The following is a 21,239-nucleotide window of genomic DNA, read 5'->3' as shown; positions in this document are numbered from 1 at the left end:
TCTTCAGCCTGCCGTTCTCATCCTCGAGCGCCTTCAGCCGTTTGGCTTCGCTAACATCCATACCGCCATACTTGGCTTTCCACTTGTAGACGGTTGCATCGCTGACGCCGTGCTTGCGGCACAGATCGGCGACGGAAACACCGGCCTCATGCTCCTTCAGAATGCCGATGATCTGTTCTTCGGTAAACCTGCTGCGCTTCATCTCTGGTCCTTTCGGTTGGGCCAGAGGCTATCTCAAAATGGATTAGGCGGAGGGGGCAACGTCAGAGCGGATGTGCCATCCGATTCATTTATTCGGATCATCCGCAGGTTGCTCGATATGGGTGATGCTCAGCCGGGCGATGAAAATAGGTCCAATGCGTTGGCCGCTCTTAATTCAGTTTTGAAGAGAGAAGGTTGGGAAGCGTTCTACGATGAGGACGCCTCTGCTCAGTTACGGCACATCAAGACGAACAGTATTGCTCAGATCGTAAATCCACATCGCCCTCTATCACCAGTCGAAGTTGCTCGAAGCAAGCAGCTTTCCGATTATTTGGAACGGTGCTCCGAAGATGAACTGATTGAGGAAGTTCTTTTACCCCTGTTTCGACAGCTCAGTTTCCACCGCATCACCGCGGCGGGTCATAAGGACAAAGCCCTGGAATACGGAAAAGATGTATGGATGAAGTATACCCTCCCTACACTTCATGTTCTGTATTTTGGCATCCAGGTGAAAATGGGGAAGCTGAACTCGGCAGGCGTGAGTAAGTCTGGAAACGCAAATGTCGCAGAAATACATAACCAAGTCAGCATGATGATTGGTCATGAAATATTTGACCCCGAACTGAATCGCAGAGTTTTGGTTGATCATATGTTCATTGTCGCTGGCGGTGAAATCACGAAACAGGCCAGAAACTGGCTGGGCGGTAAGCTCGACGCCGCAAAGCGATCCCAAGTAATGTTTATGGATCGAGATGACATCCTAAATCTGTTTATCACAACAAATTTGCCTCTCCCTGCCGATGCGCTTCCTCAGCGACCAGATGATCCTGACGAAATTCCGTTTTAACCATCTGGAATCATTAAGCAGACCTGAAGATTTCAGCGGGCTCCATGCCTGCTAACCGCGCCTCCAGCCAACTAATATAGCCGTTCAGGTTCTTCGTGGCGGGTCCGCAAAATGGCTTGATGAACTTCTTATAGCGGGCGTGGAGCGAGTTCACATTCTGAATGTGATAGCAGCCCGAGACGACTCGTTTGCCTGGTTTTCTGCCGACCACAAAATGTTCAATGCCGCCTGCCGCTGCCAGATCTTTGTAACCATTGCCGCCGTCCGAACACGGCACGGCATCGCCGGGCACTAAGGGCTTCATTGCGCGCTCTACCGAGATACCCTTGCGGTTCGGCAAGCGCTGGAATAGATAAGCGCCCCCGCGGTCGGCAACGGTGAGAATTGGGAGCTGCCACTTGGACAGACCGCGCATCATCTTCAACCCCTGCGTCGTGAAATCCTCCCAACGCGGACGCGGCGGCAAAGCTACATTCTGCGGATCAGTGAAGTGGTGGACCCACTCGCGCGATCTTTTTTGAGATTCGCGCTGGTAGGTCTCATCTGCCTCAATGATCCTGGAGAAGCTTGTTGATGAGATGCTGCTTCCGATAATCGAGAAGACCAGCATACGCCAGCGCCAGACTGTGTATTTGTTAAGCCCAAGCTGTCTCGCAAGCTTGCGAACCGACTGCGGCGTAGAGGTGCCCAGCATATCCCTCAGCGCGACCATGAACAGGTCTGGGCGATGGATGCGCCCAATAGCGCTTCCAGTCCGCCCAGAGTAGGTCTTCTGGCAGCCCGTGCATCGGTAACGCTGGATCTTAGTCCGTGTCCGGCCCCACTTCTGATGCCGCTTGTCGCCGCATAGCGGACACTTGTGATCTTGGTTTGTCCGCGCTTCGATCTCGGGCATAGCTTCCGTCTTTCGCCGGAGATCAAGGATTTTCGCTTGGGCATCCTCAATCTGGGCCGGGCTCAGGTCGTCGAGGGTGCTGAGAAAACAGCGAAAATTCTAATGTTTCAAGGGCATACTCCGCTGGAAAGGCGAGGTAATATAAACCTTTTCAAATTAAGGCGAAGTAAACCAACACGATTTGCGGACACCCCCTATTTTTAACTCTTCCGGATCCCGATACCCCGACACCTCTGAAATGCGGAACAACCCTGAAACCGCCTTGCCTAAGATTCTCGCGCTCTCTGGCGCGGCCCCGAGGTCGCCATCAAAAGGGGCACGAATCCGGATAATGCAATGCGCATATTACTGGCCGGTTTGGCATCCAATTGCCGAAGTTGCGTCCAGAAGCGCTTCGTCAGGCCACAGTCCGGGCCAAAGGGATCGCCCCTCATGCGCGCAATGACGCAGCGTGCCGCAGGCTGATGACGTTATTGCGCGTCGAGACGGTCAGTACTGAAGCTTTTGTGGCAACGATCGACGCGCAGGACCGTTTCAACCGCTCTGGATCCGTCAGGGCCGATATCGGCCCGACGTCGAAGCGTTACCAATCTGGCGACATCGGTTCTGGCCGAAGCGCGACACTCGGCAACCGCATGATCGAACGGATCTGGCGATCATTCAAATACAAATGCGTTTGCTTGAACCCATTTGTGAGGGGTTCACAGATACGGGCTGTGACCCGCAAATAGCTGATCAACAACAACTCTGAGTGACCAAATTCGACGTACGACCTGTTGCGCCCAAAAGGCAGCCTATGCCAGCAAAAAAGACCCCCTGAGATTCGCGGTCCGAATGAAGCTCTGATCCATTTTAACAAGGCGCGAACTGGTCGAAAATCTGGGAGCGTCACTTTCAGGCCGCTGAGCGCGTATCGTTTCCGCTTATGCTGTAAGATGTATGCATCGCACGACAATAAGAACCTACTGGCCATCTTTTCCGGCGAGGTCGCCAGAAACGGCGCAGGGTCGATATTTTGCGCACACCCGCCGCAAGGGAGTCGAATGTGCAATCGTAAAGTGCTTCAAGACAAGCAGCATCTTGGGCCGTGTGGCAGGCTTTGCCAGTGGTTTCGAAGTAATAAGTTGCGCATCAGCAACGTTCTTTTACTCCACTTTCTTGATGAAAGCCGCTATGCATCGGGTAATAGAATCCAATGACATGGGAAACAGAGCGCATGACCGACCAAACCGCAATGATGGAAGATGATCGCCCCGTAGGTCAGGCTTTGCGCCGTGGCTGGCGCTGCCGCTGCCCGAATTGCGGAAAAGGGGCGATGTTGCAAGGCTATCTGACGGTCCGCCGCAGCTGTCCTTCCTGTCAGGAGGAGCTTTCGCATCACCGTGCAGATGACGGGCCTGCTTATCTGACCATCCTGATCGTCGGGCATCTGCTTGCGCCGCTTATCCTTTGGGCCTTTGTCGCCTATCGTCCCGAACCGTTGGTACTGGCCAGCATTTTCTCGGTGGGCACGGTAGCGCTGTCGCTGTTCTTGCTGCCGCGGATGAAGGGTATGGTCGTTGCGATGCAATGGTCGCGGCGGATGCATGGATTTGCCAATCGTGACTGAGGCTGTGATTGATAAAACCGCACTGCGCCATGCCGCAACTGTCGTGCTGTGGCGCGCGGGTGCGGGGGGCGCGCCAGAGGTGCTTATGGGCCAGCGCGGAGCAAAGGCCGCCTTTATGCCGTCGAAATATGTGTTTCCCGGCGGGGCCGTTGATCCGGCCGATGCCTTTGTAGATCTGGCCAATGGGCTGCCAATGGCCTGTGCGGCGCGCCTGAACCTCGATGCCGATATCCGCCCTGAGATCCTCGCCGCCGCCGCGATCCGCGAGCTTTGGGAGGAAACCGGCCTTGCCCTTGGCGTTCAGGGCAATTGGACCTCTCCGCCTGCTGATGTCGACCATGACTGGGCCGGTTTTGCCGCCCGCGGGTTGATCCCTTCGGCACAAGAGATGCAGTTCATCTTTCGCGCCATCACCCCGCCGGGCCGTCCCCGCCGCTTTGACGCGCGCTTTTTTCTGGTGCCGGCAACACAGGTCGCGGGCGATGTCGATGATTTCTCGGCCGCCTCGGACGAGCTGTCGCATCTGCATTGGATCGCCCTTGCAAAGACCCGTCAGCTTGACCTGCCCTTTATCACCGAAGTGGTCCTTGCCGAGGTCGCAAGCGTTTTGCAAAACGGGCCGAATACGGCGGGTGTTCCGTTCTTCGACAACTCGGGAAACCGGCCGCAATTTCGCAGACTGGCCTAGGCAACCGCCACGATCAGGATGATCGACAGCGCCAACAGCGCCATCCCCGCGATCTCGCGCTTGCTTGGCTTTTCACCAAAGATGAACAGCGAGACGAGGATGGAAAAGATCAGCTCTATCTGCCCGACAGAGCGGACATAGGCCGCATTTTGCAGCGCAAAGGCCGTAAACCAGCCCAGTGATCCCAGCACGCCCGTTACCCCAACGGGCAGGGTCGCGCGCCATGCCCCCAGGGTTTTGCTCACCTCGCCCGCCTCACGCCAGCGCAGCCAAAGCGCCATGGCCACGGTTTGAAACGCCGTCACACAGGCCAGCGCCAGCATCGCGCGAAACAGCGGGTCGGGGTTTGCGATCTCAATCGTCGCCCCACGGTAGCCGATCGCCGACAGCCCGAAAAACGCCCCCGCCAACAGGCCCAAGACCGTTGCGCGGTTCAGGATCTTACCGGCAAGCCAGCCCTCGGGCGGTCGCGAGAGCATCAAAACCCCCGCAAGACCGATCAGAATCGCCAAGACCCCGAAACCAGACACAGTCTCGGCCAGGAACACGGCCGAAAACAATGCGACCTGCACGGTCTCGGTTTTGGTGAAGGCAATGCCCACCGCAAAGCTGCGTTCGGAAAACAGCGCAACGGTACAGAATGTCGCGATAATCTGGGCAATGCCGCCCATAATCGCAAAGGCCCAAAACACCCCGCCAAGGGCAGGTATCTCATAGCCCCGCCAGACCACCAGCACCGCCACACCCAGTGTGGCCAGCGGAACCGCGAATAAAAACCGTGAAAACGTCGCCCCCCCGGTTGAGAGGCCAATCCCCTTCAGCCGCTTTTGCAGCATAAAACGGAGGGTCTGCACAGCGGCAGCGGCGATGGTTGCGATAAGCCAGATTTCCATGGCCCCTCTTGGCACGTGCCATGCGGGCTGTCGAGCGATGAAACGCCCTAGCGCAGGCGCGCGATATCATAGCCGTTCCAGGCCAGCACTTCTGTCGCCGCCCGCATCCGGTCCGGCGCAAGGGGGCCACGGTTCAGGATAAATCCGAACTGCCCCGATGGCGTGCCGATCGCAAGGGTACGGTAGCCAACATCGGCCCAAAGCACCCACCACGGCTCTCCCTGCGGTGGGGTGAAACGCCCCGGACCAGTGGCCCCCATCGGGCCGGAAAACACCGCCTGCACCCCGTTCAAGCACAGCCGCGCCTTAACCGACACCCCCTGTGCCGTTTGTTCAATACTTGCATGGCCAAGCTGACAGGGGGCGGCACCTGGGGTGGCAAACTCCGCGACCTGCGCCCAGTCGCCAATCAGACGCGCATCGTCTAGCACCGCATTGGAATAGATTTGCTTTCCCGGGTCCCGAAACCCTGTGACAGTGGCCCCCACACAGCCCGCCAATAGCATCAAGACGATCAATCTATACAAAGCTCTACCCGCCGCCCATCGTCTTGCAATACCGCATTACAGCCCAAAAGCGGCTTGACCGGCGCGCAGGTCCCTGACCGCGCAAGGCAAACCCCGTCACAATCCGCCGCGCGCCGACATTGCTTGCCCCCATCAGTGGTCGGGATCTGGCATGTCATGAACCCCGACCCCGGTGCCGCAACATAACTTCCCCCCCGATTCAGGCAGGCGAGGTGACTGGCTGACTTCGGGGTGGCGGCCGCCGCAAGAGGCGTCACCTCAACCGCAGGGGCCTGAATCGCCGCCGGGTTAACAACACCTTCGCTGCCTCGGTCGGGCAGGCATCCCGCCAGACCGACCGCCATGACCAGCAAAAACCCACCCCAAAACAGCCGCGTACCCATATCAGTAGGGCTGAGGGAAAGCACGGCGGGTTTCGGCGATTTCCTGCATGACCTCTTGCGAAAGGGTAAGATCAACCGCCCCGATATTGGTCTTCAACTGCTCCAGACTAGAGGCGCCGATGATCGGAATAACCGGATAGGGCCGGTTGCGCACAAAGGAGATCGCCATCTGGTTCGGGTCCAGCCCGTGACGGGCGGCGATGCCCAGATAGGCGGCGACGGCCTCAAACACCTGCGGTGTAATGCGCCCGCCCAGATCCGGCGAGCAGGCGCGGCGGGTACCATCAGGGATCACATCGCCCGCATATTTTCCTGACAAAAGCCCTGCTGCCAGCGGCGAGTAGGCCAGAAGCGGCATGTTCTCCATCGCGGCAAACTCTGCCCAATCGCTGTCAAACTGACGGCACAGCAAGGAGTATTCGTTTTGCACTGTTGCCATCCGTGGCAAGCCCAGGGATTGCGCCAGACGCAGCCAGTTTGCCGCACCCCAAACCGTTTCATTGGACAGGCCGATCGCGCGGATTTTGCCCTCGGCCACCAGCTTGTCGGCAACCTGCAACAGTTCGGTCATATCCGCAAAGACCTCGGTGGCGGGGGTCGTGCTGGGGGCATAGCCCCAGATCTTGCGAAAATGGTAGGATCCCCGATTGGGCCAATGCAGCTGGAACAAATCGATATAATCGGTCTGCAACCGCTTCAATGAGGCCTCGACCCCCGCGCGCAGGCTGGCCCCCGTGATCGGCGCGCCGTCGCGCACATGGGGATGCCCCTCGCCCGTGACTTTGGTGGCAAGCACCACTTTGTCGCGCCCGCCATTTTCGGCAAACCAGTTGCCGATGATGGACTCGGTACCGCCAATGGTCTCGGCGCTGACCGGGTTGGTGGGGTACATCTCGGCGGTGTCCCAGAAGTTCACGCCATGTTCCAGCGCCAGTGCGATCTGACCGTGGCCCTCACGCTCGGTGTTCTGGGTGCCCCATGTCATGGTGCCAAGGCAATATTCTGAAACGGAAAGTCCCGTCGAACCAAGGGGGATTTGTTTCATGCGTGTGCCTTTCCAAGTACTGTTTTGAGGCACAAGGTTGCATCATTCCCACGTGGGTGCAAGCAAGACCAAACCCTTACGTGCGGCGGATCAAATCTGCGAGATCCAGCATCCGGTTGGAAAAGCCCCATTCGTTGTCATACCAGCCGAAAACCCGCAGCATCCCGCCCGACGTGACCCGTGTCTCGGCACAGGCCATGATGATGCTTTCACGTCGTGCCCTCAGATCGGTGGACACCAACGCGCGGTCGGTCGCCCCGATCACACCCCCCTTGGCGCGAAACGCCGCATTCACCGCATCAGCCCTTGCGGGGCGTTCGGTCATCACCGCCAGATCCACCGCCGAGACGCTGATCACAGGCACCCGAACCGCTGAGCCCTTGATCCGGCCCGCAAGTTCGGGCAGCACATGATCAAGCAATCGCTGCGCCGATGTCGTGGTCGGGACCATGGACACAGCCGCAGCACGGCTGCGCACGAAATCACCGCCGGGGGCATCAACCGTGGGCTGGCTGCCGGTATAGCAATGGATCGTGGTCATAGATCCGGTCACCACCCCCCATTCCGCCGCGATCAATGCCACAAGCGGTGCCAGCGCATTGGTGGTACAAGAGGCGTTGGACAGGATACGGTGCGCGCGCAGGTCCAACCCGGCCTCATTGGCGCCCAGAACCACGGTATAATCCGCCGCCGCCGAAGGACCAGAGACCAGCACCCGCGCCGCCCCCCCCCGCAGGCCACGTGCCGCCATCTCACGCCCGTCTGCGCGGCCCGTACACTCCATCACCAGATCGACCCCGCGCAGATCCAGACGGGAAATATCGGTTTCCCGGTGCAAGGGGATGCGGTAGCCGTCAATCGTCAGCGCGCCATCCTCTAATGCGACTGCGCCGCGCCACGGGCCGAAAACGCTGTCAAACTCAAACAGATAGGCACACATATCGGCAGCAGCAATATCGTTGATCCCGACGATCTCCAGCCCCGGCCAGCGCTGTGGGGATTGCAGAAACGCGCGCAGGACCGACCGCCCGATCCGCCCGAAACCATTGATGAATATCTGCATGATCCGCCCCCAAACAGTCCAGAAACCCCGGTATGATCCGGCCGATTTTACCCCGAACAGGCATTTCACCGCGGATCAAGTCAAGCAGAAACCACGGTCAGCGGCTTAATTACTCGGCCAAACTCTGCATGCGTGCATGATGGATCGCCGCCACGGCACAAGAGGCCAGCCGCGCCATTGAACTGTCAGAGCGGGAATTCAGGATCACAGGCACCCGCGCGCCCATCACCAGACCCGCCGCCTCTGCATGGCTGATATAGGCAAGCTGTTTGGCCAGCATATTGCCCGCATCGATCCCCGGAACCACCAGAACCTCGGCGCGGCCCGCCACCTCTGAGGTGATACCCTTGGTCCGGGCCGCCGCCATGGACACCGCATTATCCATCGCAAGCGGGCCATCGACAAAACCGCCCGTGATCTGCCCGCGCTCGGCCATCTTGGACAAAAGGGCTGCGTCAATCGACGAGGGAATCGCGGGGTTCACCGTTTCCGTGGCCGAAAGTACCCCCACACGCGGATGCGCAATGCCGATGGAAATCGCCAAATCGATCGCATTTTGCACGATGTCAACCTTGGTCGCCAGATCCGGTGCGATATTGATCGCGGCATCCGTCACCAGCAACGGATAATCCACCCCCGGCACATCCATCACGAAAATATGTGTCAGCCTGCGACCGATCCGCAGGCCTGTGTCGCGGGCAACCATGGGGCGCAGCATATCATCGGTATGGATATGACCCTTCATCACGGCGTCGGCGCGCCGATCATGCACCAAGGCCACGGCACGACTTGCCGCGGCTTGATGGGTCGGCATATCGATCACCTCAATCCCCGCCAGATCCACCCCAAGGTCCACCGCCGCCTTGGCGATCTTGCCCGCATGGCCCACAAGGATCGGCGTGATGATGGTATGCTTCATCGCCAGAATCGCCCCGCCAAGTGCCGCAGGGTTTTCGGGACAGATCACCGCCGTGCGCAGGGCTGGCAAAGGCTCTGCCAAGGTCAGAAGCGCCTCGAAATGACGATGACGGCGCACCGTCAACCCCGGCAGCTTGGAGCCATCCAGCCGGATATGCCGAACAGGCGCCTGCACCCGGACTACGCCGGTCAAGATCAGGGCCTTGTCGATCTCGCGCTGAACCTGTGCGTTCAAGGTCACCACACCATTGTCCAAGGCCACAACCGTGACGGTTGTCACCAGCTCATCCCCCGCTTGGGCACGGGTATGAAAGGTATATTCCTGCGATAGCGTAACAATGCCCGGCCCCGGCAGTTGCGTGCCCAAAAGCGCTGCCACCAAGGATGCAGCAAAGGCCGTAGGCACCAGCGCCTCGGCCTGCCCGTCACCGTCACCATCAAGCCCCGGCAGGTTCATCGGGTTATGGTTTCCCGTCGCCGCCGCAAAGATATATAGGTCATCGGTCGTGCAAAGCCGCGTCGCACTTGCGGTATCACCGATCTTCAGCGCCTCGAACAGGCGGTTCTCAAGGATCATATGCAGCTCCTTTGCTTTGCGCCCTTGTCACCGCCGTCGTCGGCCAGGGCAAGCCCGCTCAGGCTGTTTTTGCCGGAAACCCTACGGCCTCCAACGCATTTATGATGGCCTGAACCGGCTCGGTACTGACGACTTCCGCGCGCCTGCGGTCCATATCGACGACAACGCTGGCATCCGGGTCCAGCTTCAGGATTGCTGCCTCAACAGCCGATTTGCAGTGGCCGCAGCTCATATCCGGGATGGAAAGAGTTACCATGGAATGCTCCTGTAGTTTACGGTGGCATTTGGAGGTTTCCACCGGTGGAAGGTCAAGCGAAAAGTTTTTTCAGGACAGTCATTGACCTTCCAGTAACAGGAACCCCTATATTGCACCCATAGGAATGGAGGCGATATGGCAGGATTCACCTTTGATGTGCAGGGCATGACCTGCGGCGCCTGTGTCGGGCGGGTTGAGCGGGTCTTGTCCCGCGTTGAGGGTGCGGGCAAGGCCGAGGCCAACCTTGCGCGCAACACCGCCACCGTGGCGGGCGGCGATGCGACAGAACTGGCAACCGCGCTGGACGCTGCTGGCTTTGCCGCGCGCGAAGATCGGCTGACCTTGGCGGTCGAGGGGATGACCTGCGCCTCTTGTGTGGGACGGGTAGAACGCGCTTTGGCGGCTTTGCCCGGCGTGCTGGAAGCAAGAGTCAATTTGGCCACCGAAAGCGCCGATGTTCGATTTCTGGCGGGTGCGCTGTCAGTCGACACCCTGAGTTCCACGGTTGCCGATCTAGGATATGTTGCAAAAAGCCAAAAATCTTCGGTGACATCCGAAGAAAAGACCGACGAGATTGCGGCTCTTAGGCGGCAATTACTGCTGGCGCTGATCTTGGCTTTACCGGTCTTTGTGCTGGAGATGGGCGGGCATATATTCCCGCCATTTCACCATTTCATCGCACACAGCATCGGCACCCAGACCAGCTGGCTGATCCAGTTCGTGCTGACCTCTTTGGTGCTTGTCGGGCCAGGGCGCGTCTTTTACCGGCGGGGCTGGGCATCGCTGCGCCACGCGGCACCGGATATGAACGCGCTGGTAATGATCGGCACGGCGGCGGCTTATGCCTTTTCGGTCGTGGCAACTTTTGCACCCTTCCTGTTGCCCAGCACGGCACGCGCAGTTTATTTTGAGGCGGCAGCCGTAATTGTCGCGCTTATCCTTCTGGGTCGCTGGATGGAGGCGCGCGCCAAGGGTCGCACCGGGGCTGCGATTGCACGACTGATGGGCCTTGCCCCCAAAACCGCGCGGGTGGAACGGGGCGGCGAGGTGGTGGATCTGTCGTTAGAGGATGTCGTGGTCGGTGACACGCTGCATCTGCGTCCCGGTGAGAAACTGGCTGTGGACGGTGAGGTTCTGGAGGGTCAAACCTATATCGATGAAAGCATGTTGACGGGCGAACCCGCCGCCGTCGCCAAAGGGCCGGGCGATATGGTGACCGGCGGCACGGTCAATGGCACCGGCGCGCTAAGGTACCGCGCCTTGCGCGTTGGGGCCGATACGATGCTGTCGCAAATCATCCGTATGGTCGGCGAGGCACAGGGCGCAAGGCTGCCGGTGCAGGATCTGGTCAACAAGATTACCGGATGGTTTGTGCCTGCTGTGCTGATGGCGGCGGTGGTGACGGTGCTTGTCTGGCTGATACTTGGACCTTCGCCCGCGCTGACGCATGCGTTGGTGGCGGGGGTCGCGGTACTGATCATCGCCTGCCCCTGTGCGATGGGGCTGGCGGTGCCGGTCTCGATCATGGTCGGCACCGGTCGTGCCGCTGAACTGGGGGTCTTGTTCCGGCGCGGCGACGCCTTGCAAGGGCTGCAATCGGTCGGCACGCTGGCCTTTGACAAGACCGGCACGTTGACGGCCGGCCGTCCCGAGCTGACGGATATGATCCTTGCGGACGGATTTGAGGCCGGTGACGTACTGGCCTCTGTCGCCGCAGTAGAAGGCAAATCCGAGCATCCCATCGCCCAGGCGATCCTGCGCGCCGCCGATGCGCGGGGGCTAGAGGTGCCAGCTGCGGTCGATTTCACCTCTCATACCGGGTACGGGATTGACGCGCAGGTGGACGGGCAACGCGTGCTTGTAGGCTCTGCGCGGTTTCTGAAGCGTGAGGGCGTGGAGATTGGCGATCTGGAAACAACCGGTGCAACGCTGGCCAATAGCGGCAAGACGCCGATCTTTGCGGCCATTGATGGCAAGGCCGCCGCTGTAATTGGGGTGGCCGATCCCATCAAGCCCGGCACGGTAGAGGCCATAGAGGCCTTGCGCGCCATGGACCTGCGGCTGGTGATGATCAGCGGCGACAATGAAGCCACGGCCAAGGTGATCGCGGGCGAGTTGGGCATCACGGAGGTGGTCGCCGAGGTGCTGCCCGATGGCAAGGTCGCCGCACTGGATCATTTGCGCCGCGACGGGGACAAGCTTGCCTTTGTCGGCGACGGGATCAATGACGCGCCCGCCCTTGCGGCGGCGCATGTGGGCATTGCGATTGGCACCGGCACCGATGTCGCCATCGAGGCCGCCGATGTTGTACTGATGTCTGGCGATTTGCGCGGCGTCGTGGCGGCCTTGACTGTCAGCCGCGCCACCATGCGCAATATCAAGCAAAACCTGTTCTGGGCCTTTGGTTATAATGCAGCGCTTGTTCCGGTGGCGGCAGGTGTCTTGTACCCGCTTTGGGGGGTGCAACTGTCGCCCATGCTGGCGGCGGGGGCGATGGCGATGTCATCGGTTTTCGTCCTGACCAACGCGCTGCGGCTGCGCTGGGTTGCGGGGGAGCGAGCATGAACATCAAAGAAGCGGGCGCACGCGCAGGGCTGCCCCCCAAAACCATCCGCTATTATGAAGAGGTCGGCCTGATCCGCCCCTTGCGTGATACCAACGGCTACCGCGTATTCCGGGAAACCGATGTGCATAAGCTGGGCTTTCTGGGCCGCGCCCGCGCCTTGGGATTTACGCTGGAAGATTGCCGCGTGCTGCTGTCGCTCTATGAGGACAAATCCCGCGCCAGCGCCGATGTAAAGGATATCGCCCAACGTCATCTTGACCAAATCAGCGCCAAGATATCGGCGCTGCAAGATATGCAGGCCACGCTGTCGCATCTGGTGGCCTGTTGCGCGGGCGACGACCGGCCCGATTGCCCGATACTGACGGGGCTGGCCGCGCCGGAATAGCTTACAGTTTGGCGGCGGTATAAATCGGGGTCAGATCTCCGCCCCACGCGCCATTATAAAGCGCAAGATAACGGTCCGCCTGCGTGGTGCCGGTTTTAAGGCTGTCGACCAAGGGCGCCAGATAGGCCTCTTCGCCCTGCCCGCGCGCGATAAGCCCTGCATGGGACAACCCCACAGCCGCCTGCGCCAGATCGGCCATCTTTACGCCAGAAACCTCGGCATCCAGCCCCGAAACCGAGGCCCCCACACGCAAGCCCTCGCGGGTCTCGGCATCAAAGCCCTTGACCAGATCCCATGCCGCATCAAGCGCCGCACCATCATACATCAGCCCCACCCAAAAGGCAGGCAGCGCCAGCGCATAGTCACGGCTGCCCATATCGGCCCCGCGCATCTCCATGTATTTTTTCACCCGCGCCTCGGGGAAAACGGTCGTCATATGGTCCGCCCAATCCGAAAGCGTCGGCAATTCGCCCGGCAAGGCCGGAAGCTGCCCCTTGAGGAAGTCGCGGAACGACTGGCCCAAAGCGTCGAGATACTTGCCATCACGGTAGACAAAATACATCGGCGCATCCAGCACCCAATCGACATAGGCCTGAAAGCCCATGCCATCCTCGAACACAAATGGCAGCATGCCAGTGCGGCTTTCATCCAGCGAACGCCAGATCCGGCTACGCCATGAACGATGCCCGTTGGGCTTGCCCTCAAAAAAGGGGGAGGAGGCAAAAAGCGCCGTCGCCACCGGCTGTAACGCCAAGGCAACACGCAGTTTTTTGACCATATCCGCCTCGGACGCGAAGTCGAGGTTCACCTGCACCGTTGACGTGCGGTACATCATCTGCGTGCCATGGGTGCCGACACGGCCCATGTAATCGGTCATCAAACGGTAGCGGCCTTTTGGCATCCGGTCCATCTGGTCATGCGTCCATTCTGGCGCTGCACCCATACCCAAAAAGCCCACGCCCATTGGTCCTGCAACCTGCGCCACCTCGGCCAGATGATTGTCCATCTCGGCCGCAGTCTGGCCGATGTTTTCCAGCGGCGCACCCGAAAGCTCAAACTGGCCGCCGGGTTCAAGGCTGATATTCGCGCCATTGCGTTCCAACCCGATCAGCTGGCCTTGTTCCTCAACCGCCGCCCAACCAAATCCGTCGCGCAGCCCCGCCAGCATGGCCCGCACCGAACGCGGCCCGTCATATGGCAAGGGCGCATGGCTATCCGTCAGAAAGCCGAATTTCTCATGTTCGGTGCCGATACGCCACTGGTCGGCAGGCTTGGCGCCGCTTTCCATATAGGCCGCAAGCTGGTCGAAACCTTCAATGGGGCCACCACCGGATTGAGGAATAGACATTGGTGTAGGCTCCGCTCTGGTTACAGGTATCGCGCATAGCCCTGTCGTTTTGCGCGGCTCAAGTCAAGACCGCACGCACAGGATGCTTCCAGATCACGCGACTGTCAGTGGCCAAAGTGATCGCCTGCCCGCGGCCCGCAGCCTGCGGCGCAAGGGCGGCCACCAACGCACCGCTATCCATGCCCGGCAGGCCTGCAAAGGCGTCAAACAGCCGTTCCGCGCCTGACGCCTCAACCGGGATCAACAGGGTTTGGCTGTCTTGCTGGCGCAACCGCCACATGCGGCGGCCCTGCTGCGTCAAAAGCCGGATTTCAACCAGCTCGCGCAGCGCCACGGCACCGCCGAATGTCGGGCCGAAATAGCTGATCTGACCTTCCTCAAGCTCCACCACCCCCGGCGCATCCCCGCTTTGGGCAAAGCGCATACGACGGTAAGCCAAAAGACCAAAGCCAAGCCCCAGCACCGCAAAAACCCCGCCAAGCGGCAAAAGCAGGAACCCGCCCAATAGCATAAGCCACAGCCCAAAGGCCGTTACCCCCGCAGCCGCAGCCACTTCACGCCAGCGACACAAGGCCTGGCGGGCATCGGGGCGGATAAAGCTCAACCCCAATCCCCCAGATGGGCCTGCCACAGTGTCAGCGCCGAGACAACGGCCGTATCGGCACGCAGGATACGGGGGCCGAGGCTCGCCTGAACCACCTGCGGCATTGCCGAAAGCTGGGCTTGCTCGGCCTCGGCAAAGCCGCCCTCGGGCCCGATCAGCACCGCCCATGGACCGGGGGTACCGCCTTTGGGCAGAGCCTCGGCCACACCGGCGAGATGCTCATTGCACCACAGGATTTTACGATCCTCGGGCCAGTCCGCCAGCAGTCTGGCAAGGGGGGTGACATCATCGACCTGTGGCACAAATGTACCGCCGCATTGCTCCGCGGCCTCGATCACATGGGCGCGCAGCTTGTCGATGCGGATGCGGTCGGCATTGGTGAAACGGGTCTGCACCGGCAATATCCGCGCAGCCCCCAGTTCGGTCGCTTTTTCCACGATGAAATCGGTGCGCGCCTTTTTGATCGGCGCAAACAGCAGCCACAGATCGGGCGGCATCTGCAAGGGGGCCGTCTGATTGGTACAGACCAGCAGGCCCTTACGCTTGCCCGCCTCCAGCACCTCGGCGCGCCATTCGCCTGCCTCACCGTTGAACAGCAAAACCGCCGCCCCTTTGGTAAGCCGCATCACCGCGAATAAATAATTCGCCTGCCCCTCAGAGAGCGCAATGACTTGCCCCTCCCCAAGCGGCTGATCTACATAGAGTCTGATTTTTGCATCTGCCATAGGGGGCAATCTATGACCACGCCGCGCCAAATGCCAGAGGGTGAAACCGTTGCCGATGCACCCGCCGGAAATTGGGTGGACCGTTTCGCCCCCCCCGCCACGCGCCCCTTTTTGCGGCTGAGCCGGGCCGACCGGCCCATCGGCACATGGTTGCTGTTGATCCCCTGTTTCTGGGGGCTTGCCTTGGCGGCGGTCAGCCATGCGGGCTTTGGGCTGTGGGATCTGTGGATTGCGGTTGGCTGTACGCTGGGGGCGTTCTTGATGCGCGGGGCGGGTTGTACATGGAATGACATCACCGACCGAGAGATTGACGCATCCGTGGCCCGCACCAAAAGCAGGCCGATCCCTTCAGGGCAGGTCAGCGTGAAACAGGCCGTGGGCTGGATGGCGGTGCAGGCGCTGGTGGCGGCGGTGATCCTGTTCACCTTCAACGCCGTGGCGATCTGGCTTGGCGTGGCTTCACTGGCCTTGGTGGCGATCTATCCCTTTGCCAAACGCTTTACTTGGTGGCCACAGATATTTTTGGGGCTTGCCTTCAACTGGGGGGCCTTGGTGGCCTGGGCCGCCCATACCGGCAGCCTTGCCACGGCACCTGTGTTTTTGTGGCTGTCAGGGATTGCCTGGACGCTGTTTTACGACACGATCTATGCCCATCAGGACAAAGAGGATGACGCGCTGATCGGGGTGAAATCCACCGCACGGCTTTTTGGCGATGAGAACAGCAAGGCATGGCTGCGCGGGTTCCTGATTGCGGCGGTTTTGCTGATGGCTGCGGCGGTACTGATCGCCGGGATTGCAGGCCTGCCCAAGCTGGTTCTGGCATTGGCGGGGGTTGCGGGGTTCGGCGCACATATGGCGCGGCAACTGGCGCGACTGGATACCACGGACACTGCAAAATGCCTGATCCTGTTCCGGTCCAACCGCAACGCGGGGTTGATCCCTGCGCTGTTTCTCGCCGGTGCTGCATTGGTTTGATTGAACCTTTCGCGCTAAGCGCCTAAGGAGACATAGACATTTCTGACAGTGGCCCTATGCAGCTTAGACGAACAACACTGACGATTGGCGCGATCTGTGTCGCCGGCACGCTTGCCTCGCTTACGGCGTGGTGGTCTGCGGTGGCCATCGAAAAACGGTCGGCCCAGGCGGTTTCCACGCGCTTGCTGCGTGAAGGGGTCACTTGGGCCAGCGTCGAAAGCGACGGGTTGCAGGTGCATCTGATCGGCACCGCCCCCAATGAGGCGGCGCGGTTTCGCGCGGTCAATCTGGCAGGCAGTGTGGTGCAATCCTCGCGCATCCGCGACCAGCTGGAGGTCATGGCCGTCCGTGCCATCGAGGCGCCGCGCTTTTCGCTGGAAATCCTGCGCAATGATGACGGGATTTCCCTGATCGGCCTTGTGCCGGGCAAAGAGGTGGATGAAGCGCTGATCAAGGATATCACCGATCTGGCCAAAGATGCGCCGGTCTCGGACATGCTGGAAAGCGCGGATTATACCCCGCCTGAGGGATGGGAGGCTGCGCTGAAATTCGGCCTTGCAGCCCTGAAAATCCTGCCACGGTCCAAGATCTCGATCTCTGCCGAAAGGGTGGAGATTACCGCGATTTCCGAAAGCGCCGACGCCAAGCATAAACTGGAAAGCGATCTGGCGCGGATCGCCCCTGATGGGCTTGCCATAGATATCGATATTTCTGCGCCGCGCCCAGTGCTGACGCCCTTTACCCTGCGCTTTGTCATGGATGAGGCGGGCGCCCGTTTCGACGCCTGCTCCGCCGATACCGAACGCGCCCGTAGCCGGATTCTTGCCGCAGGCACCAACGCCGGTATCGAAGGGCAGAGCGATTGCACCATCGGGCTTGGCGTGCCCACCCCGCGTTGGGCTGATGCCGCGATTGCGGGCATCAAGGCGGTGGAAACACTTGGCGGCGGCACCATCACCTTTTCGGATGCGGATGTCACGCTGATCGGATCGGTTGAAACCTCGCAATCCGATTTCGACCGTACGGCGGGCGACTTGCAGGCGCAGTTGCCACCCGTCTTCTCGCTTCAGGCCAGCTTGCCGCCCAAACCCTCCGATCATACAAGCGGCCCTTCGCAATTCACTGCCCTGCTGTCCGAAGAAGGTCAGGTGCAACTGCGCGGCCGTTTGACGGATGAGCTGCTGCGCACCGCCGCCGATAGCTTTGCCAAATCGCAATTTGGCGCAAGCCGGGTCTATAGCGCGACACGGCTGGATGAGGAATTGCCCGACGGCTGGCCCGTGCGGGTGCTGGCGGGACTCGAATCGCTGGCCGTTTTGCATCACGGATCGCTTTTGGTGCAGGCCGACAAGGTGGAAATCACCGGGGTGACCGGCAAGCCCGAAGGCCGTGCGCGGATCTCTCAGATTCTGTCGGACAAGCTGGGTCAGGGTCAGACCTTTGGCATCAATGTGACCTATGACGAACAATATGACCCGCTGGCCGCCCTGCCTACCCCAGAGGAATGCGCCGCAGATCTGAATGCAGTAATGGCGCGCGAAAAGATCAGCTTTGCCCCCGGATCGGCCGAAATCGAAGGCCCTGCCTCTGGCATCGTCGAATCCCTGGCCGAGATCCTTGCAGGCTGCCCGCCACTAGAGATGGAAATCTCTGGCCATACCGACAGTCAGGGCTCTGAAGGCGGGAACCGTGCGCTGAGCCAGGCCCGCGCCGAAGCCGTGCTCACAGCCTTGCAAGGGCGACGGCTCAATGTCGCGGGCTTTGTCGCCAAGGGCTATGGCGAGGACAACCCGATTGCCGATAACGCCACCGAGGACGGCCGCGAAGCCAACCGCCGGATCGAATTCAAACTGCTGAGCGAGCCAGAGCCGGTCGCACCCCCCTCCCCCGTGGCGCTGGCCGAAGCGGCCTTGGCCGAACAGACCGAAGACGCTGTTGAGGAAACCTATGTCGAGGAAGACGACCTTGGCAGCGGTGATGGCGAAATGGTCGACCCCGACGCCGAGTTCACCTTTGAACCCACCGACGAGCAATGGCCCCGCCCCAAGCCCAAACCCTGACGTAACGGTCGCGCTTGCCCCAAGCCCGGCCCGGAGATAAAAGTAGCAGAATGGACCGTACCGTATTCATTATCGCCACCACCGTCATCCTCTTCGTGGCATTCATGCTGGGGTGGCTAACGCATTGGATACTCCACCGCTTTACCCGTGTGGCCGGGGGCGATGTGAACGAGGTGGACGGGCTTGCGCAATCCCTGCACGAGGCCGAGGAGATGCGCGATCAGGCGATCTTGTATCTTGAACAGCGCGAGGCAGAGCTGACCAACCAGATCAGCCAGACCGAGGCAGAGCTGCGCGCCGCGATGGAAGGGCTGCGCGAAGCACGCCATGAAGCCGAAGAAATGCGCGCCTATATCGAACGGATGCACAGCACAGCCGAATGACCTCAGGGCGCGCTACAGCCGTGGATTTCCACCGCGCGGTGCTTGCCCAGAACCGTCAGCACAATCGCATCCCGCTGTAGGCTGAACACCCCGCCCGAAGGTCCGACCATATCAACCTCGGCATGGAGGTCATCGCCCTTGCGCGTCACATCGGCAGGCGAGACCCAGACACCGGCCTGACCCGGCTCCACCACCACCGCCTCTTCGCCGCCCAAAGATGGCATGACCACATTCACCGCCAGCCGCAGCCCGTCTTTTTGCGGGGTGATGGCGCAGGTCGTCCGACGTACACCAGCTTCTTTTGCGGTAGAGGGCCGCTGACGCAGGGCCCGGGTGATCACCTCATCGCGTACAGCGGACCGGGGCAACTGTGCGGCCACGTTAAAGGCCGCAGGCACACAGATATCGGAACACACGCCCAAATCGACCGAGGCCTTCAACGCCATCGGCAAATTCGGGTCTTGCGGCACCACCTCGACAGGCAGGACCAACTCCCGGCTGTAGCCAAAGGTCTGCATCCCGCCCACCGCAATCACCGAAGGGCGCGGCCAGTGAAAGCGCACCGATTTCACATTCTGCGATCCCGACCAGTCAAAATGCGGCGGAATCCCTGCATCCCCCGGCGCGCGCCAATAGGTTTTCCACCCGTCTTGCAGCGTCATCTGAAAGGCAGCCATCTGGTTGCCGTTCTCCATCTGCCAACCGGTTCGCAAACCGGCTGTCAGGATCTGCGGCTGCGCCTGTGCAGAATGGGCCAGTAGGCCAGCGGCAAGGCCGAGCGCAAGGAAAGCATGTTTCATATTCATGGGCCATAGATATCCATTTCGCAGCGATGTTTACAATCACATAGACGTCAGTTTGCCGCCAGTCCGTGCGTGATTGCGCCACCCCGCGCAAAAAGACTTGAGGATTCGCGCCTCCGACCCCATCTTCTAATTATGGAAAAGAATGAACCAATGGATCTGACAGGAAAATTGCTTATTGCCATGCCCGGCATGGAGGACCCCCGCTTTGAAGGTGCGGTGATCCTGATGTGCGCGCATTCGCGTGAGGGATCGATGGGCTTGATCATCAACAAGCCCGTGGCGGAGTTGACCTTTCCCGAGTTGCTCGAACAATTGGGCATCCCGCATCTGCCCGAAGGACGCGGAATCTCGGTGCATTTCGGCGGGCCGGTTGAGCGGGGTCGCGGCTTTGTGCTGCATTCGCCGGAATATCACACAGAAGACGGCACGATGGATATTTCCGGCCGTTTTGGCATGACTGCCACCCAGGATGTATTGCGCGCACTTGGCCGGGGCGAAGGACCAAATGACGCGCTTTTGGCCCTTGGCTATGCCGGTTGGGGGCCGGACCAGCTGGAAGCGGAAATCCTGCGGAATGACTGGCTAACATCGGAGGCAGCCGAGGGGTTGGTCTTTTCAGAAAATGATGCGACCAAATGGGCCGAATCCCTTCGCCATTTGGGGGTAGAGCCTCTGGCCCTTTCCGCCACCTCCGGCCGCGCCTAGCCCAGCGTGACGCGGGCGGGGGACAACCCGTCGATTTCTATCGCACAGGTCTGGCCGGGCTTGATCGGGCCGACCCCTGCGGGGGTGCCGGTCATGATCAAATCCCCCGGCGCAAGCGCAACCAAGGTTGAAAGATGCGCAATGACCCACTCAACGGGCCAGATCATTTCGGCAAGATCGGCATCCTGACGCAGATCATCATCCACCAAGCACCGGATGCGCCCCTTTGGTACCGCCCCATCGACCGCACGGTGCAGCGCGCCCACGACGGCCGAATTGTCAAACCCTTTGGCCATATCCCATGGGCGTCGCGCCGCCTTGGCCACCGCCTGCATATCGCGGCGCGTCAGATCATTCCCCGCTGCATAGCCCCAGACATGCCCAAGCGCATCTTCGACCGCGATATTCGCGCCACCGGTGCCAATGGCGACGACCAGCTCTGCCTCATGGTGAAGCTCGTCGGTCTGCGTCGGAAACGCGACCCGTGCACCATCATCCACAACGGCATCCGCAGGTTTGGTGAAAAAGAAAGGAGGCTCGGCATCGGGATCATGGCCCATCTCGCGCGCATGTTCGCCGTAGTTGCGGCCCACACAAAAAATTCGCCGAACCGGAAAACGAGCGGTTCCGCCAGAAACCGCAATACTGGCTTGTTCAGGGGCCGGAATGACAAAAACGGGACGGGGCATGGCAGCTTCCTTCAAAGAGATCAGGGGCCAAAGTTCATCAAACCGGAGCGCAGCGCAAGCACTGCCTGATCACAGGGGCCAAAAATCCAGA

24 protein-coding genes are annotated in these 21,239 nt (G+C 60.4%); 10 read left to right on the top strand and 14 right to left on the bottom strand.

Annotation, left to right across the window (positions count from 1 at the left end; genetic code table 11):
• A partial coding sequence (locus AKU94_RS15435) for a transposase (RefSeq protein ID WP_050528141.1) occupies positions 1–202 on the bottom strand: 202 nt, incomplete at its 3' end.
• A gap of 117 nt (positions 203–319) precedes the next feature.
• Between AKU94_RS15435 and AKU94_RS15430 the strand changes: the two genes are divergently transcribed.
• Complete coding sequence (locus tag AKU94_RS15430; protein WP_198144922.1) at positions 320–1,048, top strand: hypothetical protein; 729 nt, start codon at positions 320–322, stop codon at positions 1,046–1,048.
• A gap of 13 nt (positions 1,049–1,061) precedes the next feature.
• On the opposite strand, the gene AKU94_RS15425 is transcribed toward AKU94_RS15430, so the two are convergent.
• Positions 1,062–1,943: an IS1595 family transposase gene (locus AKU94_RS15425; protein WP_050528140.1), complete on the bottom strand. Its 882-nt coding sequence runs from the start codon at positions 1,941–1,943 to the stop codon at positions 1,062–1,064.
• Positions 1,944–2,407: 464 nt separating this feature from the next.
• Between AKU94_RS15425 and AKU94_RS20940 the strand changes: the two genes are divergently transcribed.
• The 3 genes from AKU94_RS20940 to AKU94_RS15415 all read left to right on the top strand — a co-directional run bounded on the left by AKU94_RS20940 (position 2,408) and on the right by AKU94_RS15415 (position 4,240).
• Entirely contained in the window at positions 2,408–2,674 is a 267-nt protein-coding gene (locus tag AKU94_RS20940; RefSeq protein ID WP_408633705.1) for a hypothetical protein, read from the top strand.
• 485 nt (positions 2,675–3,159) lie between these two features.
• Positions 3,160–3,552 (top strand): DUF983 domain-containing protein, encoded by a 393-nt coding sequence (locus AKU94_RS15420; RefSeq protein WP_050528171.1) that lies wholly within the window; start codon positions 3,160–3,162, stop codon positions 3,550–3,552.
• The gene (locus AKU94_RS15415; RefSeq protein WP_050528139.1) at positions 3,530–4,240 is read left to right on the top strand and encodes an NUDIX hydrolase; all 711 of its coding nucleotides are present in this window, start codon (positions 3,530–3,532) and stop codon (positions 4,238–4,240) included. Before AKU94_RS15420 ends, AKU94_RS15415 begins: the two co-directional genes overlap by 23 nt.
• On the opposite strand, the gene AKU94_RS15410 is transcribed toward AKU94_RS15415, so the two are convergent.
• The 7 genes from AKU94_RS15410 to AKU94_RS15380 form a co-directional block, all read right to left on the bottom strand.
• The gene (locus AKU94_RS15410) at positions 4,237–5,133 is read right to left on the bottom strand and encodes a DMT family transporter (RefSeq protein WP_050528138.1); all 897 of its coding nucleotides are present in this window, start codon (positions 5,131–5,133) and stop codon (positions 4,237–4,239) included. The two genes, AKU94_RS15415 and AKU94_RS15410, sit on opposite strands and share 4 nt — an antisense overlap.
• A gap of 47 nt (positions 5,134–5,180) precedes the next feature.
• Positions 5,181–5,660, bottom strand: coding sequence for a lipocalin/fatty acid-binding family protein (locus AKU94_RS15405; RefSeq protein ID WP_050528137.1), 480 nt, complete (start codon positions 5,658–5,660; stop codon positions 5,181–5,183).
• The gene (locus AKU94_RS15400) at positions 5,648–6,043 is read right to left on the bottom strand and encodes a hypothetical protein (RefSeq protein WP_050528136.1); all 396 of its coding nucleotides are present in this window, start codon (positions 6,041–6,043) and stop codon (positions 5,648–5,650) included. The genes AKU94_RS15405 and AKU94_RS15400 overlap by 13 nt, the downstream gene beginning before the upstream one ends.
• 1 nt (position 6,044) lies before the next feature.
• Positions 6,045–7,088, bottom strand: a complete 1,044-nt coding sequence (locus AKU94_RS15395) for an aldo/keto reductase (protein ID WP_050528135.1) — start codon at positions 7,086–7,088, stop codon at positions 6,045–6,047.
• A gap of 76 nt (positions 7,089–7,164) precedes the next feature.
• Positions 7,165–8,151, bottom strand: a complete 987-nt coding sequence (locus tag AKU94_RS15390; protein WP_050528134.1) for a type I glyceraldehyde-3-phosphate dehydrogenase — start codon at positions 8,149–8,151, stop codon at positions 7,165–7,167.
• Positions 8,152–8,260: 109 nt separating this feature from the next.
• Positions 8,261–9,646, bottom strand: coding sequence for a bifunctional enoyl-CoA hydratase/phosphate acetyltransferase (locus AKU94_RS15385; RefSeq protein ID WP_050528133.1), 1,386 nt, complete (start codon positions 9,644–9,646; stop codon positions 8,261–8,263).
• Positions 9,647–9,704: 58 nt separating this feature from the next.
• A complete protein-coding gene (locus tag AKU94_RS15380; protein WP_050528132.1) occupies positions 9,705–9,902 on the bottom strand; it encodes a heavy-metal-associated domain-containing protein in 198 nt (65 codons plus the stop codon).
• A gap of 135 nt (positions 9,903–10,037) precedes the next feature.
• Here AKU94_RS15380 and AKU94_RS15375 point away from each other — a divergent pair, with 135 nt between their 5' ends.
• Positions 10,038–12,467: a heavy metal translocating P-type ATPase gene (locus AKU94_RS15375; protein WP_050528131.1), complete on the top strand. Its 2,430-nt coding sequence runs from the start codon at positions 10,038–10,040 to the stop codon at positions 12,465–12,467.
• Positions 12,464–12,853: a Cu(I)-responsive transcriptional regulator gene (locus AKU94_RS15370; protein ID WP_050528130.1), complete on the top strand. Its 390-nt coding sequence runs from the start codon at positions 12,464–12,466 to the stop codon at positions 12,851–12,853. The genes AKU94_RS15375 and AKU94_RS15370 overlap by 4 nt, the downstream gene beginning before the upstream one ends.
• A 1-nt stretch (position 12,854) precedes the next feature.
• On the opposite strand, the gene AKU94_RS15365 is transcribed toward AKU94_RS15370, so the two are convergent.
• Genes AKU94_RS15365 through AKU94_RS15355 form a run of 3 tightly spaced genes read right to left on the bottom strand, consistent with a single transcriptional unit; the run spans position 12,855 to position 15,530 of the window.
• A complete protein-coding gene (locus AKU94_RS15365; RefSeq protein ID WP_050528129.1) occupies positions 12,855–14,201 on the bottom strand; it encodes a glutamate--cysteine ligase in 1,347 nt (448 codons plus the stop codon).
• Between the two features lie 58 nt (positions 14,202–14,259).
• Entirely contained in the window at positions 14,260–14,805 is a 546-nt protein-coding gene (locus tag AKU94_RS15360) for a hypothetical protein (RefSeq protein ID WP_050528170.1), read from the bottom strand.
• Positions 14,802–15,530, bottom strand: coding sequence for a 16S rRNA (uracil(1498)-N(3))-methyltransferase (locus AKU94_RS15355; protein WP_050528128.1), 729 nt, complete (start codon positions 15,528–15,530; stop codon positions 14,802–14,804). The genes AKU94_RS15360 and AKU94_RS15355 overlap by 4 nt, the downstream gene beginning before the upstream one ends.
• A 12-nt stretch (positions 15,531–15,542) precedes the next feature.
• Here AKU94_RS15355 and ubiA point away from each other — a divergent pair, with 12 nt between their 5' ends.
• From ubiA to AKU94_RS15340, 3 genes are read left to right on the top strand one after another with little or no spacing between them, the layout of a single operon-like run.
• A complete protein-coding gene (gene ubiA / locus AKU94_RS15350) occupies positions 15,543–16,505 on the top strand; it encodes a 4-hydroxybenzoate octaprenyltransferase (protein ID WP_050528127.1) in 963 nt (320 codons plus the stop codon).
• A 56-nt stretch (positions 16,506–16,561) separates the two neighbouring features.
• Positions 16,562–18,565 carry an OmpA family protein gene (locus AKU94_RS15345; RefSeq protein WP_050528126.1) on the top strand — a complete coding sequence of 668 codons (2,004 nt, stop codon included), beginning with the start codon at positions 16,562–16,564 and terminating at the stop codon, positions 18,563–18,565.
• 50 nt (positions 18,566–18,615) lie between these two features.
• A complete protein-coding gene (locus tag AKU94_RS15340; RefSeq protein WP_050528125.1) occupies positions 18,616–18,948 on the top strand; it encodes a hypothetical protein in 333 nt (110 codons plus the stop codon).
• A 2-nt stretch (positions 18,949–18,950) separates the two neighbouring features.
• Here the strand turns inward: AKU94_RS15340 and AKU94_RS15335 are convergent, their stop codons facing one another.
• The gene (locus AKU94_RS15335) at positions 18,951–19,748 is read right to left on the bottom strand and encodes a protein-disulfide reductase DsbD domain-containing protein (protein ID WP_050528169.1); all 798 of its coding nucleotides are present in this window, start codon (positions 19,746–19,748) and stop codon (positions 18,951–18,953) included.
• A 156-nt stretch (positions 19,749–19,904) separates the two neighbouring features.
• Here AKU94_RS15335 and AKU94_RS15330 point away from each other — a divergent pair, with 156 nt between their 5' ends.
• Positions 19,905–20,459, top strand: a complete 555-nt coding sequence (locus AKU94_RS15330; protein WP_050528124.1) for a YqgE/AlgH family protein — start codon at positions 19,905–19,907, stop codon at positions 20,457–20,459.
• Here AKU94_RS15330 and AKU94_RS15325 read toward each other — a convergent pair.
• Complete coding sequence (locus AKU94_RS15325) at positions 20,456–21,148, bottom strand: fumarylacetoacetate hydrolase family protein (RefSeq protein ID WP_050528123.1); 693 nt, start codon at positions 21,146–21,148, stop codon at positions 20,456–20,458. The two genes, AKU94_RS15330 and AKU94_RS15325, sit on opposite strands and share 4 nt — an antisense overlap.
• Positions 21,149–21,239: the final 91 nt, after the last annotated feature.

Source organism: Pseudorhodobacter aquimaris, assembly GCF_001202025.1.
GTDB classification, from domain to species: domain Bacteria; phylum Pseudomonadota; class Alphaproteobacteria; order Rhodobacterales; family Rhodobacteraceae; genus Pseudorhodobacter; species Pseudorhodobacter aquimaris.
The sequence above is the reverse complement of the archived record's forward strand: the minus strand, read 5'-3'. Positions and strand labels throughout refer to the sequence as shown.

Bases quoted from the DNA above. Each gene is read 5' to 3' on its own strand.
- AKU94_RS15345 (WP_050528126.1), top strand. From the start codon at position 16,562: ATGCAGCTTAGACGAACAACACTGACGATTGGCGCGATCTGTGTCGCC.
- AKU94_RS15385 (WP_050528133.1), bottom strand. From the start codon at position 9,646: ATGATCCTTGAGAACCGCCTGTTCGAGGCGCTGAAGATCGGTGATACC.
- AKU94_RS15380 (WP_050528132.1), bottom strand. From the start codon at position 9,902: ATGGTAACTCTTTCCATCCCGGATATGAGCTGCGGCCACTGCAAATCG.
- AKU94_RS20940 (WP_408633705.1), top strand. From the start codon at position 2,408: ATGACGTTATTGCGCGTCGAGACGGTCAGTACTGAAGCTTTTGTGGCA.
- AKU94_RS15365 (WP_050528129.1), bottom strand. From the start codon at position 14,201: ATGTCTATTCCTCAATCCGGTGGTGGCCCCATTGAAGGTTTCGACCAG.
- AKU94_RS15335 (WP_050528169.1), bottom strand. From the start codon at position 19,748: ATGAAACATGCTTTCCTTGCGCTCGGCCTTGCCGCTGGCCTACTGGCC.
- AKU94_RS15325 (WP_050528123.1), bottom strand. From the start codon at position 21,148: ATGCCCCGTCCCGTTTTTGTCATTCCGGCCCCTGAACAAGCCAGTATT.
- AKU94_RS15420 (WP_050528171.1), top strand. From the start codon at position 3,160: ATGACCGACCAAACCGCAATGATGGAAGATGATCGCCCCGTAGGTCAG.
- AKU94_RS15390 (WP_050528134.1), bottom strand. From the start codon at position 8,151: ATGCAGATATTCATCAATGGTTTCGGGCGGATCGGGCGGTCGGTCCTG.
- AKU94_RS15400 (WP_050528136.1), bottom strand. From the start codon at position 6,043: ATGGGTACGCGGCTGTTTTGGGGTGGGTTTTTGCTGGTCATGGCGGTC.
- AKU94_RS15355 (WP_050528128.1), bottom strand. From the start codon at position 15,530: ATGGCAGATGCAAAAATCAGACTCTATGTAGATCAGCCGCTTGGGGAG.
- AKU94_RS15330 (WP_050528124.1), top strand. From the start codon at position 19,905: ATGGATCTGACAGGAAAATTGCTTATTGCCATGCCCGGCATGGAGGAC.
- AKU94_RS15375 (WP_050528131.1), top strand. From the start codon at position 10,038: ATGGCAGGATTCACCTTTGATGTGCAGGGCATGACCTGCGGCGCCTGT.
- AKU94_RS15425 (WP_050528140.1), bottom strand. From the start codon at position 1,943: ATGCCCGAGATCGAAGCGCGGACAAACCAAGATCACAAGTGTCCGCTA.
- AKU94_RS15370 (WP_050528130.1), top strand. From the start codon at position 12,464: ATGAACATCAAAGAAGCGGGCGCACGCGCAGGGCTGCCCCCCAAAACC.
- AKU94_RS15415 (WP_050528139.1), top strand. From the start codon at position 3,530: ATGGATTTGCCAATCGTGACTGAGGCTGTGATTGATAAAACCGCACTG.
- AKU94_RS15430 (WP_198144922.1), top strand. From the start codon at position 320: ATGGGTGATGCTCAGCCGGGCGATGAAAATAGGTCCAATGCGTTGGCC.
- AKU94_RS15340 (WP_050528125.1), top strand. From the start codon at position 18,616: ATGGACCGTACCGTATTCATTATCGCCACCACCGTCATCCTCTTCGTG.
- ubiA (WP_050528127.1), top strand. From the start codon at position 15,543: ATGACCACGCCGCGCCAAATGCCAGAGGGTGAAACCGTTGCCGATGCA.
- AKU94_RS15395 (WP_050528135.1), bottom strand. From the start codon at position 7,088: ATGAAACAAATCCCCCTTGGTTCGACGGGACTTTCCGTTTCAGAATAT.
- AKU94_RS15410 (WP_050528138.1), bottom strand. From the start codon at position 5,133: ATGGAAATCTGGCTTATCGCAACCATCGCCGCTGCCGCTGTGCAGACC.